Below are 24487 nucleotides of genomic sequence, written 5' to 3'. Positions count from 1 at the left end.
CACGAACGTGTAACGGTAAATAAACACAGGCGTTTCAAGGATTGTTTTGGTAATAATCCTTGAAACGCCTTCTTTTGTATCATTTATGTGTGTGGACTGTATTTATCAGTTCCCTCTATAGGTTGAATATCCGTAAGGTGAGAGGGTTATAGGTACGTGGTAATGGCTGTCGTCCTTTATTTCGAACACTACCTCAATAAACGGATAGAAGGAGCTCTTGTCCTGCGACTTGAAATAAGGTTCAGTGTGGAATGTCAGTTTGTATATACCTTTGTTTTCCGATTTGCCGTCTTGTGGGAGGAAGTCTTTCACCCTACCGTTCGTATCGGTAATTTTCTCGTCTATTACAGTCCATTGGCCGGCATTGTTCATCTTTGAGAGACTTATCTTTACATCTTTTGCAGGGTAGCCTGTATTGATATCGAGGATATGGCTTGACAGCTGATATTGTTTCTCCTGTGAGAAAACTTGTATGGTTGAAAATAATACGAAAAGTGTGAATAGTGTTAAGATCTTTCTCATAAGTTTTTGGTTTTAAATGGTTAATGAATAGCTTATGAGACAAAAGTATATAAAATTGTAATTATTACAAATTTATATACTCAATCTTATTTGTTTTTCCGATTTATTAAGATGTATTTTCAACTTTCGGCTGAAATGCCAGTCTATTTCTTCAACACGGCTCTGATTACGAACCACATATGATGAGCTATGGTAGATATATATCCGTAATGATGGCACATGATATGGAAACGCTCCATGAGTGAAGCCTTATGGTTTTGTGTGGTCATGCCTTCGCTTAGATAGTCTATAACTGTAAGTCCTGAATTATGTATGCTCTTGCTTTTCTTCATTATGCGTATGCACCAGTCAAAATCGGCGGAGAAACGGTATTTCAGATTATATGGTTCGTTTACAGCCAGTTCGCGGCGTGCGAAGAAAGCCTGATGGCATACAAGCATACCTTTCTTGAAACTTTTCCACGTGAGTACTTCCGGAGCCGATAGACGTCGCATCCTGATGAAATGTCCGTTCTCGTCAACTATCTGTGTCTCGCCATAAATAACATCCGGCAGTGTATCTCCTTTTATACTGTGTACCATATAGAACAAAGTATCATCCTCATGCAATTCGTCACCGGCATTGAGGAAACACAGATAGTCGCCGGTAGCAAGTCTGATTCCCTTGTTCATCGCGTCATACAGTCCTTTGTCAGGTTCGCTTACCAGGTGTGCTATGTGCTGTCTGTATTTTTCTATTATACCTAGTGTTCCGTCTTTCGAGCCGCCGTCAACAATGATGTACTCCACATTCTTGTACGACTGTGTGATGACACTCTGTATAGTGTCCTCCAATACCTTTTCGGCATTATACGTCACTGTGATAATGCTGAACTTAGGATGCTGGTGCTGTATGTGGTAATTTGGAGCGGTGTTATGCATTTTTGCCTGTCAGCTTGTTATAGATTTGCAGATACTGGTGTGCGACAACAGATTCGGAATAAGTGTTTACTGCCTTACGGTGGGCTTCCTCGCTTAGGGTCTGATAGTTACCGTCGGTAAGCACCCATTTTATGCCGTTGGCGAGGTCGGATGCCGACTTATATTCTGCTACATATCCGTTGTGCAGATGGTCTATCATCTGCGGGATACCTCCTGTTTCGAATCCTACACAAGGGATACCGCACGACATGGCTTCCACTATGGTATTGGGCAGATTGTCCTGCAGTGACGGCGTAACGTATATATCAACTGCATTGTATATATCTACCAGATCTTTTTCACTTTTCACATAATTCATTGTATATATAGGGAACGGGAACAGTGAAGAATGTTGTTCCGGATGCGAGCCCAATATCACAACTCCGAGTTCTTTGCTTAGTTCCGGATTGCTTTGTGTCAGTATCTTGCATGCCTCTATCAGATAGTCTATACCTTTGCGCTTGTCAGTAATCTTGACCGATCCGAAAAGCAGAAGTTTTTTGTCCTGAGGTAAGTTAAGTTTCTCTCTTGACTGACGTTTGTTGCGTGGCATGAACAGGTTGGTGTTAATGGCATTAGGAATGCTTGTGATGTTCTGTCTTCCTATAAGTGCACTGCTCTTTGCCATTTCCTCCAGCCAGTGACTGCATGCTACGAAGGTTATTTTAGAATTAGAGAAAATCCTTTGTTTCTTTTTGAATGTTTTATATGAAAGGTCTTTCTTGTGGGGTCTCAGAAGAAGCTCACAGTTGTGGCAAGTCTCTTCATACTTCTTGCATGAGCCTGCATAGTGGCATATTCCGGTGAATGGCCACATGTCGTGCATTGTCCATACCACAGGCTTTCCTGATTTAAGAATTTTTTCGATGTCGTTAAGCGAAAGCATTCCCTGGTTGACCCAGTGCAGATGTATCACGTCGGCCTGTACGAATTCGTGCAGTTTTGTGATGTCTGTACCTGTATTTGCTATATCAACGGCAAAGAGGTTACGGCGTGTAAATCCGTTTGCTATCCATATTACGATACGTTCCCAGGCGAATTGCCATATTCTCCTCCATGAGTTTTTCAGAGGTATGACGGTTAACTGCTCTGTCTGTTTGTGGCGGACAAGCATTTTTGTTTTTATTCCATTATTTTTTAGTGCGTCCATCAGTCGGCTCGCTGCAATAGCCGCACCTCCTATACGTTCTGCCGTGTTTATGATTAGTATTCTCATGGTCGGGAATTTTTTTTTTGCAAAGATAGTGCAAACCGTCCTTTTTTATCCCAATTGATGCATGAATAATTAATGATAATATAGTTAAAAACGACGTCTGGAGCCATTTTATCTGCCAAAATCACCTTTCAGAGTGCGTTTTATCCTTCTGATGGCTTTAGCCATGAATGAATTGGTGCGGGCATAGTATCTCACGTATGCCTGTCTTGCTTCTTTGTTTTCCACTGCCGGAGTGATTCTTTTCACCTCAATCCTGTCCATGAACAGGTTTGAGGAATATAGTCCGCCACCTCCACAGTTTGTGCCGCTACCATCGAAACCTTCGTTTTGTACAAGTGATTTTCCTACATTAAGCGAAAGTATGTCATTAAGGAATAGCGACGCATTCCATCTTATGGCCCAGGAATTGTTCTTCCCCTCAATCTGACGGCGGAGCATACGTGTGTAACCGTATTTACCGTCGAAGTCGAAGGTATATGTCAGCTTTCTGTCTTCAAGTTCTTTCAGAAGAGCCATTCCGTCGGGGTTGAAATACTTCCATGCGCGTTCCCATGTAGCCCATCCCCAGCTTCCTGTCCATTTTATCAGGAAAGTATCGGGCAGGGAAGAATCCTGAGTGAAATCACATCCCTGTATGTGACCCACTCTCTCTTCATCTTTATAAGTCTCCAGAGCATCATTCATGAACTGAAGGAAATACGGTGCGGTGATAAGGTCATCTTCAAGCACTATTACTCTTCCGTACTCTTTCACACGTGTTGTAACGCCGTCGATAATGCTTCTGGCAAGTCCCCAGTTCTCCTCTCTCTCAATGATGTTTATTTCCTTGAATCCTCCGATGGTGTGTATGTATCTTCTCACTTCGCCCACTGCGTCTTGTTGCTCCGGAGTGCGTGCGGCATCGGAATAAATATACAGTATGCTTTCCGCAGCAAGAGTGTTGCGTTGCAGAGCTTCCATAGTCCGTCGTACATGATCCGGACGGTTGAATACGAAGAGGAGTATAGGGGCATTCATTGTTGTCTTGTTATTTTATTTAATGAAACAGAGTCTGTCTGCAATTTTGTTATACCATTTATAAGGTTTTGCCTTTCCGGTTTTTCGTTTTTCTTCCAGGCAGTTGACAAGTGACTGTACGGGGGCTTCGAAGAACAATTCTTTCAACACTTTGCGCTGTTTTGCCAATAGTTCCTGATACAAATCCGGATTGTTTTCCAACTTGTTTATCAGGCTAACCATCTGGTCCATAGTCTTCACGTCACATTCGTCTATAATCAGTTCATGGTGTGTCACTTCGTTCTTGTCCATTATAGCCAGTGTCCCTAAAGAGACTGCTTCTGCCACAGAGTTTCCGCGTATGTGACGTCCTCCCATCTTCACGAAATACTTCGCGTCGTATATGCTCTTCAGATTGTCGAATATACGCTGCTTGTGGAGAATTATTTCGTATCCAGCATCTATGAGAGGCTGGAAATGTGCTGGTGCCTTTGTTACGGGGCGTTCTGTAGTGGAATTTATTTCCATAAAGATTCCTTTATTCTCCGATTCTCTTCCCAGATGATTCTGCATGATTTTCTGCAGAGTGTCCGAACTGAGGAATGTATATGGGAAATCCATAATGCCGCATTTCTTGGGAACTATTCCTCTTGCCATCTGGTTCATGGTGACATCGTATCCGAAGTGTACGCTTCCCGTAGCCATGTTGGCTTCGCCTATCATATATGCGAAGAGTGTCTGCGGGTAGCTTCTTACGACAGACGTCGGTAGGCTGACGTTAATGGAGATTACAACATCGTATTTGCTCCAGTCTATGTCGTGGCAGTCAATTGCGAATTTGCCGTTCGGATATGGACTGCCCGGCTGTTTGAATTCCTGTCCCGGAATCTTGTCGAGTGTCTCAGTCTTGAGCAGATACAGATGTTTGGAGATATGTGGTATTACTTTGCGGTAAATCTGTGTTTCGTACTCCGGTTCTTCCTTCACTATATAGAAGTCGGCATCAAGTTCTGCCATAAGGCCGATAGGGCCCACTCTTCCCATTGACGAAAAGAGAATATTTGCCGCGTTTTTCTCTGTTACCGGGCAAACGTAAAGATCCTGATATACTTCTTGTTTGACTAATGCTATTTTCATAATTGAATGTTTATTCTCCAAAGACTTTGTTCATTGCTTTTTTCAGAGCTTCAAGGTATCCTCTTCCGAATTTTAAATCGGGTTCCATATAATTACCTTCAGCCCATTCGTTCCATGATTTCAGGAAAACGATTCTTTCTTCTTCAGGCTTGTCCTTTACATTATTAAACGTCTGCTCCGCATGCTTCTCAAATTTATCCGGAGTTGAGTTTATCAGTATGTGTCCTGCTCTTCCCGAACGGGGCGAGTGATCCCAGTTTGGTATTAGAGTAGGATAACAGTCTGTATTTTTGTCTTCAGGTCCGCAGAAATATTTTGCGGCTTTTGAATAGTCTATTCTTCGTCCCTGTTTGAAAGCAATACGCTGGAATTTGGCATTTATGCGTTCCAATAGGGAAAAGTCGTGCTTGAAAACATCGAACAGTCTGACCATTATTGTAGCTTTAAATCCCCATTTCTTATACTGTTCCATTTCTTCGGGTTTTGATGTATGTGCCACAAAATGTATCTGAAAACCATGTGGTTTTGCCAATTCCTGCCATAAACTGATGAAATGAGCCGCATCAGGCACATTCATAGGTGAATATATTACGAAAACAGGATTACCGTTCACACGGATGTATCTATGATCCTTAAATGCAGGAAGAACAGCATTGAAGTGTGCTATATAGTCTTCGTCTCCAGGATAAAGCTGTTCCATGAGCATCTTATGGCCTCCGTCCTTACTGAACTGCTTGTCTTCCCAACTGTGATTTGCCCATGCCAGACAGAAAGGAAAATCCGGCTCACCACTGTTCAATACTTCGTTGAAAGGTCTTTCGAGAAGACGTCTTCCGTTGCCGAACCAATAATGCCAGTAGCAGAAACCTTCTATACCATATTCCTTGGCCATATCAGCCTGAGCTTTTCTTGTCTCCGGTACTCTAAGGTCATAATATCCTAGGTCTGCCGGAACCTTAGGCTGATAGTGTCCCTTGAACAAAGGTTTGGCTTTGCCTACATTTGTCCATTCTGTAAAACCTTTACCCCACCATTTGTCGTTTTCCGGTGTAGGATGAAACTGTGGAAGATAAAATGCTATAACTCGTACTTTATTTTGTCTGTTGCTCATGTTCCGCTTGTTAAATATTGAAGTGTTTACGGATAAATCTTCTTAAACTGTATTTTTTTATTTTTTGCGCAAAGAATTTAGGCTGGCTATAGATATATTCCCATAAACATCCGGCCTTGATCATTGCTTTGAACCATTCCATTTGTTTTGTCACCATTATACTGTTCCATGGTTTGTCGGGGCCGGCGTAATGTATTTGTACTGGGTTGTCCAATGCTGATTTGAAATGTTCGGCAGCTTCTCTGTGCGGGCAGTCGAAATCCGGAGTCCCTTCATAGAAATGAAATTTGTCTATGTCTATTTTATAAAATGAGTTTATAACAACAAACTTGGTTGGTATGTATCTCACTAAAGGCCAGCATGTAAGGATCATACAATCCTGTTCGGGCAGTAAAAGTCTTTCGTAGTTGTTGATGTAGAAATCTGTCATCTCTTTCTGCTTGTCATGGCGGCGTATCGCCTCTAGATTCAGCAGAAGAAAACCTGCTCCAATCTCATGTTCCAATATTGCCAGTTCGTCTTTTGAAAATTTATCCATATATTTTGGCATACGTCCCGAATTGTTTGTAGGCCCAACTCCTGCATAGATGAAATCTTCATTGGGGAACATGAAAAAGGCTTCTGATATGTCTCCTGTGAATATAACATCTACATCAGTACATAAAATTCTGTCATATTCCGGAAAAATGTCGGCGGCAATCAGTTTGTAGAATATTTCTTTTGAATAGTGTGCCTTGCCATGCAGTCCTTCTATCTTCTTTTCGTATTCAGAAACATTGATGAAATGAATTCCGGCGTTGAAATCTTCTGTAACGGAGCGGATGTTTCTATAGTCGTTCTCATCAAGAGAGGTATGCAGAATATATAATTCATACTTATAATCTTTTGATGCATGAACCAGCATGGAGTGGATAGCCACTTTTGCCGCCAGAACATAGTTCTTGTCGAAAGTGAAAAATACCGGTATTGTCTTCATTTCCTATTTCCTTAAAATATATTGTCCGTAATCCCGTACAAAAAACAATGGAACAAAGAAAGCCCTTAAACTTTGTTTTATTCCGCTACACTCTGTTATAAGTTCGTATCTATGTTTATAGCAAAGGTAGCATATACCGATAAAATTTACAATGTTTATTCTGCTCATTTTATCAGCCAATTTTCTTGCTGTTTTGTCTGCCACAGGAATTGAACTGTATAACCTGAAGTAGCTTCGCGTAGTATTCATGTTCGACGTCCTGAATAATGCTTTTACAGCATTTATGTATCCATGGATTTTTCCTTCGTCTTTCTTTTCTGAATATGTTGATGCATTCTCGTGTCTTCTCCACCTGACGAGCGGTGTATCAATGTATCTGATTTTTCCAGTAACCCCGCTCAGACTGTATATGAAATAGTCATACGAGAGGTTTAGTGTTGCGAACGGTATGAGTAATCCCTGTATCTCTTTTCTGAACATAATCTGGTGTCCGTAACTACGGGGAATCATCAGGGCGTTTATGCTTGATGGAAATTCGCACAACGGTCTGTTGTGAAGTTTTCCTATAACTGAGTTGGAATTGAAAAGAACGGAGTTGTGGAATATAAGTGATGCGTCTCCTATATTCTTTATCATCATTTCCAGCTTGCAGGCTTCCCATATGTCGTCTTGGTCGCAACATGCTATGTAGTCTCCTTTTGCTTTCAGTATTGCGCTGAAAAAGTTTCTGTTAAACCCCAGATTTATGGAATTCCTGTATAACCTGATATTCAACTCCGGATGACGTTCTTTATATCCGTTTATGATTTCTATTGTTTCATCATTCGAACCGTCATCCTGGATAATCAGCTCCATCACAGGATACGATTGTCCGGCAAGAGAATCAAGCTGCTCGCGCAGATATTTTTCTCCATTATATGTACACATTACTACAGAAACAGTTTTCATCTTTTCTTTTTTATTAGATATTCAAAACTTTCTTTCAGAGTGACAGAGCCGCACAACCACACAGACGAGATGTATAATATACACGCTATGATGATTTTTGATATTAATGCCAGATAAATGTTTGAGATACTGTTTTCAACTATATATGTAGTAACAAACATTGTTATTGCCGCTATTGACAGGTATGGCATAATATCGCGCAATGCTTCCATAATGCTCAGTCTGATTTCTTTCCATACGAAATACTGCCATACGGCAAGCCATGCAATGTTTATGCAGACATAAAGTTTTATCATTACAGGTATTCCGTATGGATGGCTGATTACCATTATTATGGTCTGTGTAATTCCCTGAAATATGGTATTCCACATGAAAATCCTTGATTTGCCTTTACTGATTATCAGATTAGAGTAAAGATAGGATATGCTTGTGAATGCGCTACCTATACATAATATATGTAGGATATATGCACTTTCTGACCATTTGGAAGTGATGGCTATTGTTATAAGCTCATTTGCTGTGATGGACAGTCCGAACATGACAGGAAATGTGACGAGAGATGTGAAACGCAGCATTTTTCTGAAAATCCTTTTTTGTCTTTCTTTCTCGTCGTCAACCCTTGACAGTACCGGCTGCGCTACACCATATATAGTTCCTGTAATTACAGAGTAGCCCATATAGTTCCATTTGTTAGCCTGATTGAAATCGCCGACTTCCTGACCAGAATAGAATTTACCAAGAATAACAGACAGTATATTATAGTTTATATGACCGAATATATTTGTAAGAAGCAGACGCCCGCTGAATGAGATCATATTTTTCAACGGATTGAAATCTATCTTAAGGCTTGGGCGCCATGGAGAAAAATACCAGTAGAAACATGTTACAGATGACACGTAAACCAAATTCTGTGTGGCTATACCCCAATATGCATATCCGTTAAGTGCCATTATCACACCGGTAATGCCTGATATTGCCAGACTTATGTTCAATGCAATGGTACGTTGTCTGATCATCAGATTACGATACATGTATGCGCTTTGTGCCGTGCCAAGACTGGATATGAATATACAGAGGAATGAATATCTTGACAATGATTCCAGTTCGGGCGTATCGTAAAAACGCGAAATAAGTGGGGCGCACATTGACAGTACAAGATAAAGGAACAGTCCCATTAAAGAACTGAACCAGAATACGGCATTATAATCTTTATGCTGTATATCTTTTTTGTTTGTCAGTGCTGCAGTAAATCCGCTCTCTTGTATGGATGATGCAATGAGTGAGAAAATGCTTAACATCCCAATCATTCCATAATCTGTACGAGACAGTATTCGTGATAAGAATATCCCGAAAAAGAGGTTGAGCAGTTGTTGCATACTGTTGCTGAGCCCACCCCATAGAAGTCCTTTCGCTGTTTTTTCCTTTAGAGAATTGTTTGACACGTTTCTGTCTTTTATGAAAAAGGCGGGACATCCATATCCCGCCCTTTTATTGTTGATTTGTGTTGATTAATCTGTTAGCAAACCTGGCTTCCCGGTTTTACTTCTTTAAGCAGTGAAGTAACAGCCAAAGAGCCGTCGAAGTTTTCTGCACTCAGAATCATACCTTCGCTCACCAGACCGTTCTTGAACTGACGTGGAGCAAGGTTGGCTATGAACAATACCTGTTTTCCTACCAGCTCTTCCGGTTTGTAATGCTGTGCTATACCGCTTACGATAGTACGGTTTTCAAGTCCGTCGGCAATCTTGAATTTCAGCAGTTTCTTCATCTTAGGCACTACTTCGCATTCCAGAACTGTACCCACACGGATATCAAGCTTTTCGAAATCTTCGAATGCTATTGTCGGCTTGATAGGGTTAGCCTTGTAAGCTGCAGCTTCGTTGGCTTTCTTTGTGTCAAGAAGTTTCTGTACCTGTGCTTCGATGGCGCTGTCCTCAATCTTTTCGAACAGAAGTTCTGCTTTACCAAGCTGGTGACCTGTAGCAAGAAGGTCTGTACGTCCCAGATTATCCCATTCGAATGAATCCATGTTAAGCATTGTACGCAATTTTGCTGAGCTGAACGGCAGGAACGGTTCGAATGCTATTGCAAGGTTGGCAACAAGCTGAAGAGCTATGTTCAGGATAGTAGCCACACGGTCCATATCTGTCTTGGCAAGTTTCCAAGGTTCTGTATCTGCAAGATACTTATTACCGATACGTGCAAGGTTCATTGCTTCTTTCTGTGCATCGCGGAACTTGAACACGTCAAGAAGTTTTTCCACTTCAGCCTTAACGTCCGCAAATTCTTTCAGAGTTTCACGGTCGTAGTCTGTCAGTTCGCCTGCAGCAGGAACTTTACCGTCGAAATATTTGCCTGTAAGAACGAGTGCGCGGTTTACGAAGTTACCATACACGGCAACAAGTTCGTTGTTATTGCGTGCCTGGAAATCTTTCCAGGTGAAGTCATTATCCTTAGTCTCAGGAGCGTTAGCTGTGAGGACATAACGCAGAACATCCTGCTTGCCAGGGAAGTCTTTCAAGTATTCGTGCAACCATACAGCCCAGTTGCGTGAAGTTGAAATCTTGTCGCCTTCAAGGTTCAGGAACTCGTTTGAAGGAACATTGTCCGGCAGGATATAGCTGCCTTCAGCCTTCAGCATGGCAGGGAAAACGATACAGTGGAACACGATGTTGTCCTTACCGATGAAGTGTACAAGACGTGTTTCCGGATCTTTCCACCATTTTTCCCATGAATCAGGAAGTAGTTCCTTAGTATTTGAAATATATCCGATAGGAGCGTCGAACCATACGTAAAGCACTTTTCCTTCTGCTCCTTCTACAGGAACAGGAATACCCCAGTCAAGGTCACGGCTTACGGCGCGTGGCTGAAGTCCCATATCAAGCCAGCTCTTGCACTGACCATATACGTTAGGACGCCATTCTTTATGGTCTTCAAGAATCCATTTGCGCAACCATCCTTCGTGCTTGTCGAGTGGCAGATACCAGTGTTTTGTTTCCTTCATTACAGGCTGGCTTCCGCTGATGGCACTCTTAGGATTAATAAGCTCAGTTGGAGAGAGTGTACTACCACACTTTTCACACTGGTCGCCGTATGCACCTTCTGCATGGCAGCGAGGGCATTCGCCGGTGATATATCTGTCGGCAAGGAATGTCTTTGCCTCCTCGTCGTAGTACTGTTCAGAAGTTTTTTCTATGAACTCGCCTTTATCATAAAGCTTGCGGAAGAAATCTGAAGCTGTCTGATGATGTATTTCTGATGAAGTACGTCCGTAAACATCGAATGAAATACCGAATTCCTTGAATGAGTCGCGTATAAGTGTATGATAACGATCTACTACATCTTGTGGAGTAACGCCTTCTTTCTTTGCGCGGATAGTGATAGGTACACCATGTTCGTCTGATCCTCCGATGAAGATTACATCTTCCTTCTTGAGGCGAAGATAGCGGACGTAAATATCGGCAGGAACATAAACTCCGGCCAGGTGTCCTATGTGTACAGGACCGTTGGCGTATGGAAGTGCCGATGTTACGGTTGTTCTTTTGAATTTCTTTTCCATTTGCTATATAGTTATATTTTGTTGTAACTGGTTTAAGATGAGTGCAAAGATATACATTATTTATCAGCTGTGCAATTTGAATAGCTCAAAGATGCAGTTCTTTTAAATACTGTTTATGTACCATTTAAACACCATTTGGAAAAGCTAATATAAATTATTATTCCTGTTAAATCTAATATTTATAACTTTGCCGAAGATTAATGTATTGACTTATGAATGAAGAACAGATAAAACTGAAGGTCCAGAAACGTATAGTTATTGTTTCAGGACTAATACTTATAGGTAAATTTATCGCTTATTTCGTTACTAACTCTGTGGGAGTACTGACAGACGCTATGGAGAGTATAGTAAATGTCGTGGCTGGACTTATAAGTCTGTATTGTCTCAGATGGGGAGCCAAGCCTGGCGATAAGGAACATCCTTTCGGACATGGAAAAATAGAGCTTATATCAGCATCGGTAGAAGGAATCTTGATCAGTGTGGCTGGAGCCATGATTATATACGAGGCTATAAAGAGGCTTCTGATCCCTGCAGAAGTTGATAAACTGGACATCGGTATAGTGATAGTTGCTGTATCTGGCGCATTGAACTATCTGATGGGATATTATAGTATTAAGACGGGCAAGAAGTATGGTTCTATGGCATTAGTGGCTGGAGGAAAGCATTTGCAGTCGGATACTTATTCTACTATCGGACTGGTTGCCGGACTGCTGGTGTTGTATTTTACAGGTCTGGCTTGGATAGACAGTGCATTGGCACTTGTATTCGGGTCGATAATTATAATAACCGGTATATCTATCTTGAAAAATACTATTGCCGGATTGCTTGACACGGCAGATGACAAGTTGCTGGAAGAGTTGGCTGAACTGCTGAATGACAACAGACAGCCGGAGTGGGTGGATATACATAATACCAAGGTTATAAAATCCGGTAACTGTATATACATAGACTGTGATCTTACTGTTCCATGGTATTATACAGTATCTGAAGGACATAAGGCAGGCGAAAAACTCAAGAGTGTACTGACGAGTAGATATAATGAGAAAGTACAGCTGACATTACATCTTGATCCGTGCGATATTTTTGAGAGACCTAAATGCAGTACATGTATATTTGAATCATGCAAACATAGAAAAGCTCCTATGGTTAAACCGGAGAAAATAACATTGTCTAGTTTTATTCTCAATGAAGACGAGATGAAGGCTGAGTGAAAAATACTGGCATGATATATCATCCAGCCCAGTTTTCTCTATCCAGATTTCTGTAGCTGATGGCTTCTGCTATATGCGATGACAGTATGTTCGGACTGCCTTCAAGGTCTGCGATTGTTCTTGATACCTTGAGAATACGGTCGTAGGCACGTGCTGACAGATTCAATCTTGTCATTGCATTTTTCAACAGATTCAGACCTTGTACGTCAGGTTGTGCGTGTATGTGCAGGAGTGATGAGGTCATCTGTGCATTGCAGTGTATGCCTTTTTCCTTTTCAAATCTTTTTTCCTGGATTTTACGTGCCTTAATAACTCTTTCTCTTATGGCGGCGCTGCTTTCACCCTTTTCACGTTCGGAGATCTTTTCGAATGGTACGGGAACTATTTCTACCTGTATGTCTATCCTGTCAAGAAGAGGGCCGGATATCTTGTTCAGATATCTCTGTACCTGTCCTGGCGAGCACACGCAGTTGCGTGTAGGATGATTATAGTAGCCGCACGGGCATGGATTCATTGAGGCAACTAGCATGAAACTTGCAGGATAGTCCAACACGTATTTGGCCCTTGATATTGTGATATGTCTGTCCTCCAACGGTTGTCTTAGAACTTCCAATACGCTTCTGTTGAATTCAGGCAGTTCGTCCAGAAAAAGAACTCCGTTATGTGCAAGGCTTATTTCTCCCGGATGAGGGTTAGTGCCTCCACCTACCATTGCCACCTGCGATATGGTGTGATGTGGACTTCTGAAAGGTCTTGTAGCAATCAGTGATATGTCTTTGCCTAATTTCCCTGCAACGGAATGTATTTTAGTGGTTTCAAGACTTTCTGATAAAGTTAGTGGCGGTAATATACTTGGGAGCCTTTTTGCCATCATTGACTTTCCGCTACCGGGAGCACCTATCATTATGATGTTGTGTCCTCCGGCGGCTGCTACTTCTAGGGCACGTTTTACGTTCTCCTGTCCTTTGACATCTGCAAAATCGAATGGAAAATCTGTCTGGTTCTGATAAAACTCTTCTCTGGTATGTACTATAGTCGGTTCTAGAACACGTGTACCATTGAAAAACTCAACGACTTCCTTTATATTATCTACGCCGTAAACATCCAGATTGTTCACTACAGCGGCTTCGCGTGCATTCTGTTTTGGAAGTATGAAGCCTTTGAATCCTTGGGCTCTTGCCGCTATAGCTACAGGCAAGGCTCCTTTTATAGGTTGAAGGCTTCCGTCCAGACTGAGTTCTCCTATAATTAGATACTGTCCAAGCTTTTCAGATGATACGATACCGGTTGCGGCCATTATTCCAATGGCTAATGGAAGATCGTATGATGAACCTTCTTTACGGATGTCTGCAGGTGCCATGTTGACAACTATCTGGCATCCGGGAATCTTATATCCGTTTACATTCAATGCCGACATGATTCTTTCGTGACTCTCTTTTACGGCAGAGTCAGGAAGTCCTACAAGAAAGAATTTTATTCCCCTTGAACTGTTGACTTCTATTGTTACTATAGTTGCGTCAATGCCTTGAACTGCGGCTCCGTATAGCTTTACAAGCATAATTGATTATTTCTTTTTCTTGTTTTCCTGTATCAGATCCTTAACTTTTTGAACAAGTTCGTCACCATATATACATGAAGTGATAATCTTCCTGTTCTTCGTTACCAGTATATTGTATGGCAATTTTGATATGTTCATTTGTTTCACTATAACATTCTGCCATCCTTCAAAATCGCATGTCTCAATCCATTGCTCGTTTTCCTTTTTGCAATGTTTTTCCCATTCAGATTTATCGAAGTCAATAGATATGTTCAACACTCTGAATCCATCTTTAGGCAGTGATTTTGTTTTTATGTATAGAGAGTCTCTTATTGTCTTGCTTTGTTCATCCCAAGAAGCCCATATATTTACCAGTGTGTAAAGTTCTTCTTTGCTGCTCCATGATACATATTTGCCGCTCCTGTCTTTGCAGGAAAAGTAATTCAAGTATTCTGATTTTTTATCCCTGTTCTCGGACAATGTCTTTTGGATTATATCTACTATTCTGCAGTCTTTTATATGTCCGTCCATCTGAGATATAATTTCATCAAGCTTCTGCAGGTCAGGGTTAGGATTTTGTATGAAATACTGATTGAATATATATGCCGAAGCATATGATTCCCTGTTTGATAAGATGAAATCTTGAGCTTTGGATATTATGTCAGTCGTATCTTTGCTGATGAGATTTCTGAAGTTCTGAAGTTTGTTGTTCGGACCGTTGCCTGTGATTTGTGGATTGGAAAAATTTCCTTTAAAGTTTACCTTCCATTTTTTATCTGCAAAAACTGGCACTGACAGTCCTGAGTCGTTTACAAGCCTGATTAGTGTTATTGTATCTGGCAAAAATGTATATTCGTATTTTCCTTCCTTTAATTTTATTGTATCTATTTTAGCTATAGGATCATCGTATATGGCATATATGTTTTTTTCTTTTTTATTGTTTAATTCAATATTTAATGTAAACATGTCGCTACCCCCGCATGATGTTAATACGATAGAAGTGTATAGTAATATAGCTTTGTAGAGTATTTTCATAAAATTATAGTTTGTTTTCTGCGAAAATACATAAAAATGATGTAAAGTCGGAATTATACAGTATTTAATTTGCAAAAAAAGGCTGGAACAGTTCGTTCCAGCCTTAATATAGTAGATTTTATAATTATCTAATTATTTGATTTCGTTTGCATATTTAGCAAATTCGCGGTCGTTTGCAGCTTTAGCAGCAAGAGCAGGATCTTTCTGAGCAACCTTAGCCATGCTAGTCTTAACCAAGTCAGCATTGTTAGTTCTAGCACCAACGATAGCCATCAAATAGTCAGTGTAAGCATCAGGGTTCTTAACTGCAGTCAAAGTATTCTTAGCTTTGTTGTAGTCTTTAGCCAAGATCTGAGCCAAAGCAGCTGAGTTAGTTTTAGTATCACCGAATGCAGCTACAGCCTTGTCATACTGACCCTGTTTGATATACAAGTTACCAAGAGCTTCGTTAGCTGTGTTGGCACCTGTAGCCTTAGCAAGATAAGTTTCAGCGTTAGCAACATTACCCTTAGACAATTCGATCAAACCGAGGTTAGTGTTAACTTCAGGAGCGTTAGCGTTTTTGCTAGCAGCCTGTTTGAAGTATTTTTCAGCAGTAGCCTTGTCAGATACATATGCCATTTCACCAAGGTTGTTGTATGCACGATAGTCGTTAGGATACAATTCGATAGTCTTCTTGTAGATAGCTTCTTTGCGAGCGTTGTCGTTAGTCAAAGTAGCAGCATACAAAAGTTCTTCTACGCTCAATACAGATGCATCTGAATCGAATGCAGCATTGATTTCTTCGTCGCTACGTCCGATAACATCATAGTTAGCAGTCAAGCGAGCACGACGCAACTGAGGAAGGATTTCGTCAGCCAATGTCTTGTAAACTGAAGAAATGTTCTTGATTTCAGTTTCACGCTGTTCTGGATCCTGATACATTGAAAGAACACGCAAGATAAGATCTTTGTCCTGGATATCTGATTTAGAAACCAATTCCTGGAAACCTTCCCAGTCCTGAGCTGTGTATTCAGTATCAACTGTAGTTTCAATCTTACCTTTCTTCAACTGCTGTTTCATGTATTTTTCAGTGTTGTCCTGACGTTTTTCAGCCAATCCTGTGTTCAGTTTAACACCACCATCAGGTGAAGCGTAAGCAGAAATTTCGATATTGTTAAGTTTGTAGTTCTTAGTGTCGCCAGCGACGATTGCAACCTGTTTGTGGAAATCTTTAATACCTTCTGCTTTCAATTCGCTAGAGCGAAGGTTAGCCTGCTGGATCAAGAACATAATCTGAGCTTCTTTAGCTTCTTTGATTATACGCTGGAATGCATCTGTAGAGTTTGCAGCGTTAGCAGAAGCTACAGTTGGTAGTTCTGAAGTAGCTATTACACCATCAGCAATTTTAACTGAAGGAATTGTGTATTCTTTGCTTCCTTTCTTTATCTTGAAATCAAGATAAAGTTCAGATTTAGCCATTTCTGGAACATAGTCGAAAGAAGCTTTCATAGTGTAAGTACCACCAGCTTTGTAAGAGATAGTCTGGTTGTTGCCTTGTACTTTTTCTCCCTGGAACATAGCTGGCTGGCCTTTAGCTTCGCCGCCTTCCCATCTTAAAACTGGAGTAACTTCAACAGTTGCACTTTTCTTGAAATACTTTTCAGGGAACTTACCTGTGATAGTTACAGGAACTTTACCTCCAACAGCTTCCAAAACTTCAGGGTTTGTAGTGAAGTAGTCAGAAGACAATTCTCCCATCTTGCTACATGAAGAGAAAGCAAGAACTAATAATGCCACGATAGGCAAATACAACTTCTTAATCATGATCTTTAAAAATTAGGTTTGTATAATTATATAAATTTGTCTTTTTAATATGTTCAGTCGCCACAAAGATACGAAAAAAGATATAGTGTCGTCCATATTTGTCCTTTTTTTTACTCTATCATGACTGAAAAATGCTTAAAAATGATAGTTTCTCCCCCATTTATAGTGATTTTTTGTTATTCCTGGGATGATGGTTTATTATTTCATCCCTAAGTTTTCGTCTGTCAATATGGGTGTAAATTTCGGTTGTGCCGATACTTTCATGTCCTAACATACTCTGAATAGCTCTTAAATTTGCCCCACCTTCCAGCAGGTGTGTAGCGAAAGAATGTCTGAAAGTATGCGGACTTATGCTTTTCTTTAATCCGATTTTATCAGCCAGTTCTTTTATTATATGAAACACCATTATTCTTGATATGTTTTTGCCGAATTTGCTGATAAACAGAAAATCCTCATATCCCGGTTTTATCAGTCCCTCGTTTCTTGTGATAAAATAATTCTTTATTTCTTCGATGGCTCTTGGGGATATAGGGACAAGCCTTTGCTTGCTTCCTTTTCCTTCCACTTTTATAAATCCGTCGTTAAGATACAAATCGGAAATCTTCAGGTTGCATAATTCTGAAACACGAAGTCCGCAACTGTATAGTGTTTCAAGTATTGCACAGTTCCTCTGTCCTTCTCTTGTACTTCTGTCGATGGCGCTTATAAGGTTGTCGATTTCTTCTACACTCAGAATGTCGGGCAGATGTTTCCCGATTTGAGGTGATTCTAACAGCTCCGACGGATCTTGACGGATATAGTCTTCAATCAGTAGAAAATGAAAGAATGTACGAATACCTGACAGTATCCTTGCTTGTGAACGCGGACTGATGCCTATGTCTCTCAGACCGGCGCTGAAGTATTCTAGGTCTTCAAGAGAAACGTCAAGGATGTTTATTTTTTCTTCTTCAAGATAATATAAAAGTTTGTCCAGGTCGTTGGTGTAGGCCATGACCGTATTGTCTGACAGTGACTTTTCCAGTCTTAGATATTGTCTATACTTTATTATAATTTGTCCGTTAACTTCCTGTTTATTCATTCTTTTTTATTATCTTTGCACCATATTATTACAAAGGTACAAAAAGTTTATATCAAATAAACGATGCGAATACAAATTATCAATGGCCCGAATATAAATTTATTGGGAAAACGTGAGCCTTCCATTTATGGGGCTGTTTCTTTTGAAGAGTACTATAAGAAACTGTCTCAGCTGTATCCGAATGTTGAGTTTGACTATTTCCAGTCGAATGTGGAAGGTGAGATGATCAATAAAATCCATGAAGTGGGATTTTCTTATGATGGCATAATCTTGAATGCCGGAGCTTATACGCACACATCAATAGCGCTTCAGGATGCTTTGCGGGCTGTCACTACTCCTGCCATTGAGGTACATATTTCCAATGTCCATACCAGGGAAGAATTCAGACATAAGTCTATGATATCATGTGCTTGCCGTGGAGTAATATGTGGTTTCGGGCTTGACTCATACAGGTTGGCTGTCGAAGCTTTTTTAAATTCGAAATAATGTAAAACAGGTATAATAGTTTTTTTATTATGATGCTTAAACAAACAAAAATCGTTGCTTCCATTTCAGATTTGCGCTGTGAAGTGGATTTTATCAGAGATCTTTTTAATGCAGGTATGAATGTTGTTCGTATGAACACAGCGCATGCCAGCCGTGAAGGTTTCGAAAAATTGATATCCAATGTGCGCCAAGTTTCTAACCGTATAGCTATTCTGATGGATACAAAAGGTCCTGAAGTGCGTACAACTGCAAGCGCAGAAGGTCCTATCGATTTTAAAATAGGTGATAAAGTACAGATTGTAGGAAATCCGGATCAGGAAACTACAAGAGAATGTATTTCTGTTACATATAAGAATTTTGTTCACGATTTGTCAGTGGGCGCTTCTGTTCTTATTGATGATGGTGATTTGGCATTGACAGTTGTCGATAAGAATGAAACTACCCTGTTCTGTGAAGTTCAGAACGATGCTACATTGGGAAGCCGTAAGAGTGTGAACGTTCCGGGTGTACGTATCAACCTTCCTTCATTGACAGAAAAAGACCGTAACAATATTCTTTATGCAATAGAAAAAGATATCGACTTTATAGCCCATTCATTCGTACGTAATCGTCAGGATGTTCTTGACATTCGTGAAATTCTAGATGCTCATAACAGCGATATAAAGATTATTGCAAAAATCGAAAATCAGGAAGGTGTTGACAATATTGATGAAATCCTTGAAGTGGCAGACGGTGTGATGGTTGCCCGTGGTGACCTTGGTATTGAAGTGGCACAGGAACGCATTCCTGGTATTCAGCGTCAGTTGATCAAGAAGTGTATTCTTGCACGTAAACCGGTAATCGTTGCAACTCAGATGCTTCACACTATGATTAATAATCCACGTCCTACACGTGCTGAAGTTACCGATATTGCAAATGCCATTTATTATCGTACAGATGCTTTGATGTTAAGTGGTGAAACTGCATATGGTAAGTATCCTGTTGAAGCAGTTAAGACTATGGCTAAGATTGCTGCTCAGGCAGAAAAGGATAAAATGGAAGAAAACGATATTCAGATTCGTCTTACTCCTGAAAATGCAGATGTAACAGGATTCCTTGCAAAATCGGCAGTACGTGCTACTAACCTAATGCCTATACACGCTATCATTACAGACAGTTTCAGCGGTTTGACAGCTCGCAGCCTTGCTGCATATCGTGGAAAGCATCCTGTATTGGCTATCTGTTATAAGGAAAAGACAATGCGTCATCTTGCTCTCTCATATGGTGTAGAAGCTATCTACATGCCAGAGAAGGCCAACGGACAGGAATATTATTTCACTGCTCTTCGTAAGCTGATAAACGATGGGGTATTATCCGGCAATGATATGGTGGCATATTTGAGTAGTGGTAAGGCAGGTACAAAGACTTCATTCCTTGAAATCAATCAGGTGAACGATGTTCTTGAACATGCAGAAGATTATGTTCTTCCTAACAAGAACCGTTATTTATAATCAATATAATGAAAGAAACGGACGCTCTGGACGATTATATACTTCAGCATATTGATGAAGAAGGAGATTATCTGAAAGCATTATATCGGGCGACGCATGTAAAACTACTGCGTCCCCGTATGGCTTCAGGGCATCTTCAGGGTAGAATGTTGAAGATGTTTGTCCAAATGATTCGCCCAAGACAGGTTCTTGAGATAGGAACATACAGTGGATATTCCGCCCTTTGTCTGGCTGAAGGACTGGAGGATGGAGCTATGCTTCACACTTTCGAGATTAATGACGAACAAGAGGACTTTACACGTCCATGGTTGGAAAATTCGCCATATTCCGACAAGATAAAGTTCTACATAGGTGATGCAATGCAGATAGTACCTACACTGGATATAACATTCGATCTGGCATTTATGGATGGCAACAAACGTTTCTATGTGGAATACTACGAAATGATATTGAAACAGCTTCGAAGTGGTGGGTATATTCTGGCAGATAATACTTTATGGGATGGTCATGTTCTTGAGGAAAATCCGCATCACACCGATTTGCAGACTATAGGAATAAAGAAATTTAATGACTTGGTTGCGGCAGACGACAGGGTGGAAAAGGTGATATTGCCAATGCGTGACGGTCTTACAATAATAAGAAAAAAATAGAAATAATTTTATGGAAACAACCAGACAAAATAAAATTGCCAGACTGATTCAGAAAGAATTGAGCGAAATATTTTTGGCACAGACAAAATCAATGCCTGGCGTATTGGTATCTGTAAGCGTAGTGAGAATCAGTCCAGATATGAGTTATGCTCGTGCTTATCTAAGTATTTTCCCGTCGGAAAGGGCAGAAGAGATAGTAAAGAATATTAATGCAAATGCCAAAGCAATACGATTTGAACTCGGAGGACGCGTGCGTCATCAGCTGCGTATAATTCCGGAGCTGAAGTTCTTTATCGACGATTCTTTGGATTATGCTGAAAAGATAGATCAGCTTCTTAAATAATAGAGGCTTGTCGTATTACTGATAAAATTTAATTGCCGTGAATTTCCCTTTTTACATCGCTAAAAGGTATTTGTTTTCGAAGAAATCGCATAATGCAATAAATGTAATTTCAGGTATTTCTGTGTGCGGAGTTGCTTTGGCTACATTAGCAATGGTCTGCACACTTTCTGTTTTTAATGGCTTCCAGGATATGGTGGCAACATTCTTCACTGCGTTTGATCCTCAGGTGAAGATAACTTCAGTCAAAGGAAAAGTGTTTGACGGTAGCCTGCCTGTTCTGTCGCAGATTAAAAATATGCCTGAGGTAGCCGTCTATTCAGAGTCTGTTGAAGATAATGCAATGGTGCAATATAAAGGGAGACAGGTAATGGCAGTTATAAAAGGAGTAGAGGACAACTTTGATAAGCTTACTCCAATAGACAGTATATTGTTTGGTCGTGGCGAACTTATTCTTCACGACGAAGTTGCTGATTATGCCATTCCTGGCTTGCAGCTGCTTTCCACATTAGGTACGGGTATCCGTTTCCTTGATCCTCTTGAAGTTTATGCTCCAAAGCGTGGAGCAAAAATAAACATGGCTAATCCAATGAGCAGTTTTGTGAGTGATGACCTTTTCTCTTCAGGACTGACTTTTACTGTAAATCAGGAGAAATATGATGGCTCATATATTCTGACATCAATTGACTTTGCACGCAATTTGTTTCAGTATGATAAAGAGGTTTCGGCAGTCAACTTACGTCTTTATCCAACAGCTAACGAGAAGGATGTAATCTCAAAGATAAAAAGAATTCTGGGCGAAGACTTCTATGTTCAGGATAGATACGAGCAGCAGGCCGATACATTCAGAATAATGGAGATAGAAAAGCTTATTTCGTATATTTTCCTGACCTTTATACTTATGATAGCATGTTTCAATGTTATAGGTTCATTGTCCATGCTTATAATTGACAAGAAAAACGATGTTCAGACACTCAGAAACCTAGGAGCTTCCGACAATCAGATAGTAAGAATATTTCTATTTGAAGGAAGGATGATATCATTTATTGGTGCTGTTGCAGGAGTAATCTTGGGATTGATTCTCTGTCTTGTGCAGCAGGAGTATGGAATAATATCATTGGGAAATTCCGGCAGTTTTGTTGTCGATTCTTATCCTGTAAGTGTTCATGCTTGGGATGTAGTACTTATATTTATAACAGTACTTGTGATTGGATTTATCTCAGTGTGGTATCCGGTAAGATATCTTAGCAAGAGGTTATTGTAAAACCAATCTGTTTACCCCAGTGTAATACTCCTCACTGAAACATCCTCATGTAGGAAGATTGATGCTGATTCTTTGAATTTCTCTACAGATTCTGTAGTGAGAAACTGACAGTCTCCTCCTTTTGTGCATCTGGAGTTTATTTCCTTATGTCTTTTCAGGTAGTCTTTTAAACTGTCTGCCACGTATTCTCCTTGAGTAATTATTCTTATTCCGTCAGGAGTAAATTCCCTTATTTTGTCTATAAGCAACGGATAGTGGGTACATCCCAGTACTATTGTATCTATTTGATTGTCTTTTTCCAAAAGTTCGTTTATGTACTTCTTTACGAAAAAGTCTGCTCCATCTGAGTCGAATTCGTTGTTCTCTACCAGTGGTACCCACATAGGGCATGCTACACCCGTAACCTTTATATCCGGATACAGTTTCTTTATTTCCATCGGATAAGATTCAGATTTTATTGTCCCTGATGTAGCCAATATACCTACATGTCTGCTTACGGTTGCTTCACCGATACTTTCGGCTGTAGGCCTTATTACTCCAAGCACTCTTCTGGAATTATCAAGATAAGGTAGGTCGTTTTGCTGTATGCTTCTAAGAGCTTTTGCTGATGCGGTGTTGCATGCCAGAATAACTAACGGACACCCTAGTTCAAAAAGTCTTATGACAGCTTGTAGAGTAAACTCATACACTACTTCGAAAGAACGTGTCCCATAAGGAGTGCGTGCATTGTCACCCAAGTACATAAAGTCATATTCGGGCAACAGCTTTCTTATTTCTTTCAGTATGGTTAGTCCGCCGTATCCGGAATCAAAAACTCCTATTGGTCCTTTTATCTGATTAATTAAATATGGCATGCAAATAAAATTAAAAGGTGAAGAACCTGTAAACACGGCATTTGTGTGAACAGGTTCCTCACCGGTATGTTTAATTTATAAATTCTTTAATTATTTGTTTGTATTGGGAGCTGCTGGAAGTGTAGCAGGAGCCTGTGGCACATATGGAGTAGCTGTCAAGCTTATTCCAAGGTTAGTCTTGATATCGTTTGTGATATCCTTAGCCTGAGTTTCGTCAACGTAAGGAATATCTGTACGGTTCAAGTCGAATACGAATACATAACCACCTGCCTTACCTACAGCCTGAACAGCTTTTTCCATCTTTTCGTAGATAGGGTTCATCATGTCAGCGTAAGCTTTCTGCAGCTGCTGCTGAGCATCCTGCTGGAACTGCATTCCTTTTTCAGAAAGTTCCTGAAGCTCTTTCTGGCGGCGTTCAAGGATGTTCTGAGGAAGGTTCTTCTGTTCCTGCTGGAATTCTGCGAATTTCTTGTTGAACTCGTCAGAAGCACGTTTGATTTCATCTTCGTATTGTTTCTGCAAGGCCTGGATATCAGTCTGAGCTTTTGCGTATTCAGGCATTACCAAGATAATTGATTCTGATTTGAAGTATCCGAACTTCTGTGCAAATATGCTCATTGGTGCAACGAGCATAAGCAATAATGCTAATTTTTTCAACATAATCTTTGTTTTCTATTTTATTGTTATATTCTTAGTTTATTACGTGTGTTTTTCTTTCGGTTGCAAATGTATAAAATTATTTTGAATATCCTAATTTCAAAAGAACTTCATTACTAATATCAATGCGCGGAGATGCAAAAATCATACTTTGTGCCGAAGCTCTGTCGATTACAGCATCATATCCTTTCTGTGTAGCTATTTCTTTTACAGCATTGTAGATTGCATCCTGTATTGGAGAAATTAGCTCCTGTCTTTTCTTCATTGCTTCGCCTTGAGGACCGAAGTATGTCTGTCTCAATTCAGCAGCTTCCTTTTCCTTGGCAATTATTTCCTCTTCTTTGGCTGTCCTTTGTTCAGTGCTTAAGCCTGATGCTGATTTCTGATATGCTTCGTACAGTGCTTTTGCTTCTTTTGACTTGGCTTCAACTTCTGCTTGCCATTGTTTTGACAGGGTTTCCATTTGCTTGTTGGCCTGTTCGTATGAAGGGATTTGCTTCAGAATGAATTCCATGTCTATGAGTGCAAATTTCTGTGCATGTGCTGCTACTATGCCTGACATAATTATCAGTAGTGATAGAAACAATTTCTTCATAATATTTGAGTTTTTGAGTTTGTTAGTTCTTAAGTTAGTTGACAAGGTTGCCATCCGGAT

General features: G+C 40.3%; 23 protein-coding genes. 6 read left to right on the top strand and 17 right to left on the bottom strand.

Going from position 1 to position 24487, the window contains the following annotated elements; genetic code table 11:
• Positions 1-105 precede the first annotated feature (105 nt).
• The 10 genes from uraH to metG all read right to left on the bottom strand — a co-directional run bounded on the left by uraH (position 106) and on the right by metG (position 11424).
• Positions 106-522 (bottom strand): hydroxyisourate hydrolase, encoded by a 417-nt coding sequence (gene uraH, locus NW213_RS06070; RefSeq protein WP_154043776.1) that lies wholly within the window; start codon positions 520-522, stop codon positions 106-108.
• A gap of 143 nt (positions 523-665) precedes the next feature.
• Positions 666-1442 carry a glycosyltransferase family 2 protein gene (locus NW213_RS06065; RefSeq protein ID WP_258322170.1) on the bottom strand — a complete coding sequence of 259 codons (777 nt, stop codon included), beginning with the start codon at positions 1440-1442 and terminating at the stop codon, positions 666-668.
• Positions 1435-2697 (bottom strand): glycosyltransferase family 4 protein, encoded by a 1263-nt coding sequence (locus NW213_RS06060; protein ID WP_258322169.1) that lies wholly within the window; start codon positions 2695-2697, stop codon positions 1435-1437. Before NW213_RS06060 ends, NW213_RS06065 begins: the two co-directional genes overlap by 8 nt.
• A gap of 108 nt (positions 2698-2805) precedes the next feature.
• Positions 2806-3714, bottom strand: a complete 909-nt coding sequence (locus tag NW213_RS06055) for a glycosyltransferase (RefSeq protein WP_258322168.1) — start codon at positions 3712-3714, stop codon at positions 2806-2808.
• Between the two features lie 15 nt (positions 3715-3729).
• Positions 3730-4830, bottom strand: a complete 1101-nt coding sequence (locus NW213_RS06050) for a hypothetical protein (RefSeq protein WP_258322167.1) — start codon at positions 4828-4830, stop codon at positions 3730-3732.
• A 10-nt stretch (positions 4831-4840) separates the two neighbouring features.
• Entirely contained in the window at positions 4841-5941 is a 1101-nt protein-coding gene (locus NW213_RS06045) for a glycoside hydrolase family 99-like domain-containing protein (RefSeq protein ID WP_204391836.1), read from the bottom strand.
• A 10-nt stretch (positions 5942-5951) separates the two neighbouring features.
• Complete coding sequence (locus NW213_RS06040) at positions 5952-6917, bottom strand: glycosyltransferase family 8 protein (RefSeq protein WP_258322166.1); 966 nt, start codon at positions 6915-6917, stop codon at positions 5952-5954.
• A 3-nt stretch (positions 6918-6920) separates the two neighbouring features.
• Positions 6921-7865 (bottom strand): glycosyltransferase, encoded by a 945-nt coding sequence (locus tag NW213_RS06035; protein ID WP_258322165.1) that lies wholly within the window; start codon positions 7863-7865, stop codon positions 6921-6923.
• Complete coding sequence (locus NW213_RS06030; protein WP_154043784.1) at positions 7862-9307, bottom strand: lipopolysaccharide biosynthesis protein; 1446 nt, start codon at positions 9305-9307, stop codon at positions 7862-7864. Before NW213_RS06030 ends, NW213_RS06035 begins: the two co-directional genes overlap by 4 nt.
• Before the next feature lie 74 nt (positions 9308-9381).
• Entirely contained in the window at positions 9382-11424 is a 2043-nt protein-coding gene (metG, locus tag NW213_RS06025; RefSeq protein WP_235340266.1) for a methionine--tRNA ligase, read from the bottom strand.
• A 212-nt stretch (positions 11425-11636) separates the two neighbouring features.
• Here metG and NW213_RS06020 point away from each other — a divergent pair, with 212 nt between their 5' ends.
• Positions 11637-12635, top strand: coding sequence for a cation diffusion facilitator family transporter (locus NW213_RS06020; RefSeq protein ID WP_154043786.1), 999 nt, complete (start codon positions 11637-11639; stop codon positions 12633-12635).
• A gap of 19 nt (positions 12636-12654) precedes the next feature.
• Here the strand turns inward: NW213_RS06020 and NW213_RS06015 are convergent, their stop codons facing one another.
• From NW213_RS06015 to xerD, 4 genes are all read right to left on the bottom strand, one after another.
• Complete coding sequence (locus NW213_RS06015; protein ID WP_258322164.1) at positions 12655-14193, bottom strand: YifB family Mg chelatase-like AAA ATPase; 1539 nt, start codon at positions 14191-14193, stop codon at positions 12655-12657.
• A 6-nt stretch (positions 14194-14199) separates the two neighbouring features.
• Positions 14200-15207: a thioredoxin-like domain-containing protein gene (locus NW213_RS06010; RefSeq protein ID WP_258322163.1), complete on the bottom strand. Its 1008-nt coding sequence runs from the start codon at positions 15205-15207 to the stop codon at positions 14200-14202.
• 132 nt (positions 15208-15339) lie between these two features.
• Positions 15340-17013 (bottom strand): tetratricopeptide repeat protein, encoded by a 1674-nt coding sequence (locus tag NW213_RS06005; protein WP_154043789.1) that lies wholly within the window; start codon positions 17011-17013, stop codon positions 15340-15342.
• Between the two features lie 160 nt (positions 17014-17173).
• Complete coding sequence (xerD, locus tag NW213_RS06000; RefSeq protein ID WP_258322162.1) at positions 17174-18091, bottom strand: site-specific tyrosine recombinase XerD; 918 nt, start codon at positions 18089-18091, stop codon at positions 17174-17176.
• A gap of 63 nt (positions 18092-18154) precedes the next feature.
• Here xerD and aroQ point away from each other — a divergent pair, with 63 nt between their 5' ends.
• The 5 genes from aroQ to NW213_RS05975 are packed head-to-tail and all read left to right on the top strand — an operon-like array spanning position 18155 to position 22321.
• The gene (gene aroQ / locus NW213_RS05995; RefSeq protein ID WP_154043791.1) at positions 18155-18577 is read left to right on the top strand and encodes a type II 3-dehydroquinate dehydratase; all 423 of its coding nucleotides are present in this window, start codon (positions 18155-18157) and stop codon (positions 18575-18577) included.
• 29 nt (positions 18578-18606) lie between these two features.
• The gene (pyk, locus tag NW213_RS05990) at positions 18607-20067 is read left to right on the top strand and encodes a pyruvate kinase (protein WP_154043792.1); all 1461 of its coding nucleotides are present in this window, start codon (positions 18607-18609) and stop codon (positions 20065-20067) included.
• Positions 20068-20075: 8 nt separating this feature from the next.
• Positions 20076-20717 (top strand): O-methyltransferase, encoded by a 642-nt coding sequence (locus tag NW213_RS05985; RefSeq protein WP_154043793.1) that lies wholly within the window; start codon positions 20076-20078, stop codon positions 20715-20717.
• A gap of 10 nt (positions 20718-20727) precedes the next feature.
• Positions 20728-21060: a 30S ribosome-binding factor RbfA gene (gene rbfA / locus NW213_RS05980; protein ID WP_154043794.1), complete on the top strand. Its 333-nt coding sequence runs from the start codon at positions 20728-20730 to the stop codon at positions 21058-21060.
• A gap of 37 nt (positions 21061-21097) precedes the next feature.
• Positions 21098-22321 carry an FtsX-like permease family protein gene (locus NW213_RS05975; RefSeq protein ID WP_258322161.1) on the top strand — a complete coding sequence of 408 codons (1224 nt, stop codon included), beginning with the start codon at positions 21098-21100 and terminating at the stop codon, positions 22319-22321.
• A gap of 11 nt (positions 22322-22332) precedes the next feature.
• On the opposite strand, the gene murI is transcribed toward NW213_RS05975, so the two are convergent.
• The 3 genes from murI to NW213_RS05960 all read right to left on the bottom strand — a co-directional run bounded on the left by murI (position 22333) and on the right by NW213_RS05960 (position 24427).
• Positions 22333-23175, bottom strand: coding sequence for a glutamate racemase (murI, locus tag NW213_RS05970; RefSeq protein WP_235340012.1), 843 nt, complete (start codon positions 23173-23175; stop codon positions 22333-22335).
• 90 nt (positions 23176-23265) lie between these two features.
• The gene (locus tag NW213_RS05965; RefSeq protein WP_154043797.1) at positions 23266-23835 is read right to left on the bottom strand and encodes an OmpH family outer membrane protein; all 570 of its coding nucleotides are present in this window, start codon (positions 23833-23835) and stop codon (positions 23266-23268) included.
• A 76-nt stretch (positions 23836-23911) separates the two neighbouring features.
• Complete coding sequence (locus tag NW213_RS05960) at positions 23912-24427, bottom strand: OmpH family outer membrane protein (RefSeq protein WP_204391806.1); 516 nt, start codon at positions 24425-24427, stop codon at positions 23912-23914.
• Between the last annotated feature and the right edge of the window lie 60 nt (positions 24428-24487).

It is taken from the genome of Bacteroides sp. ET336, assembly GCF_024733815.1.
GTDB classification, from domain to species: Bacteria; Bacteroidota; Bacteroidia; order Bacteroidales; family Bacteroidaceae; genus Phocaeicola; species Phocaeicola cellulolyticus.
This window is presented reverse-complemented; position numbering and strand designations above follow the sequence as displayed.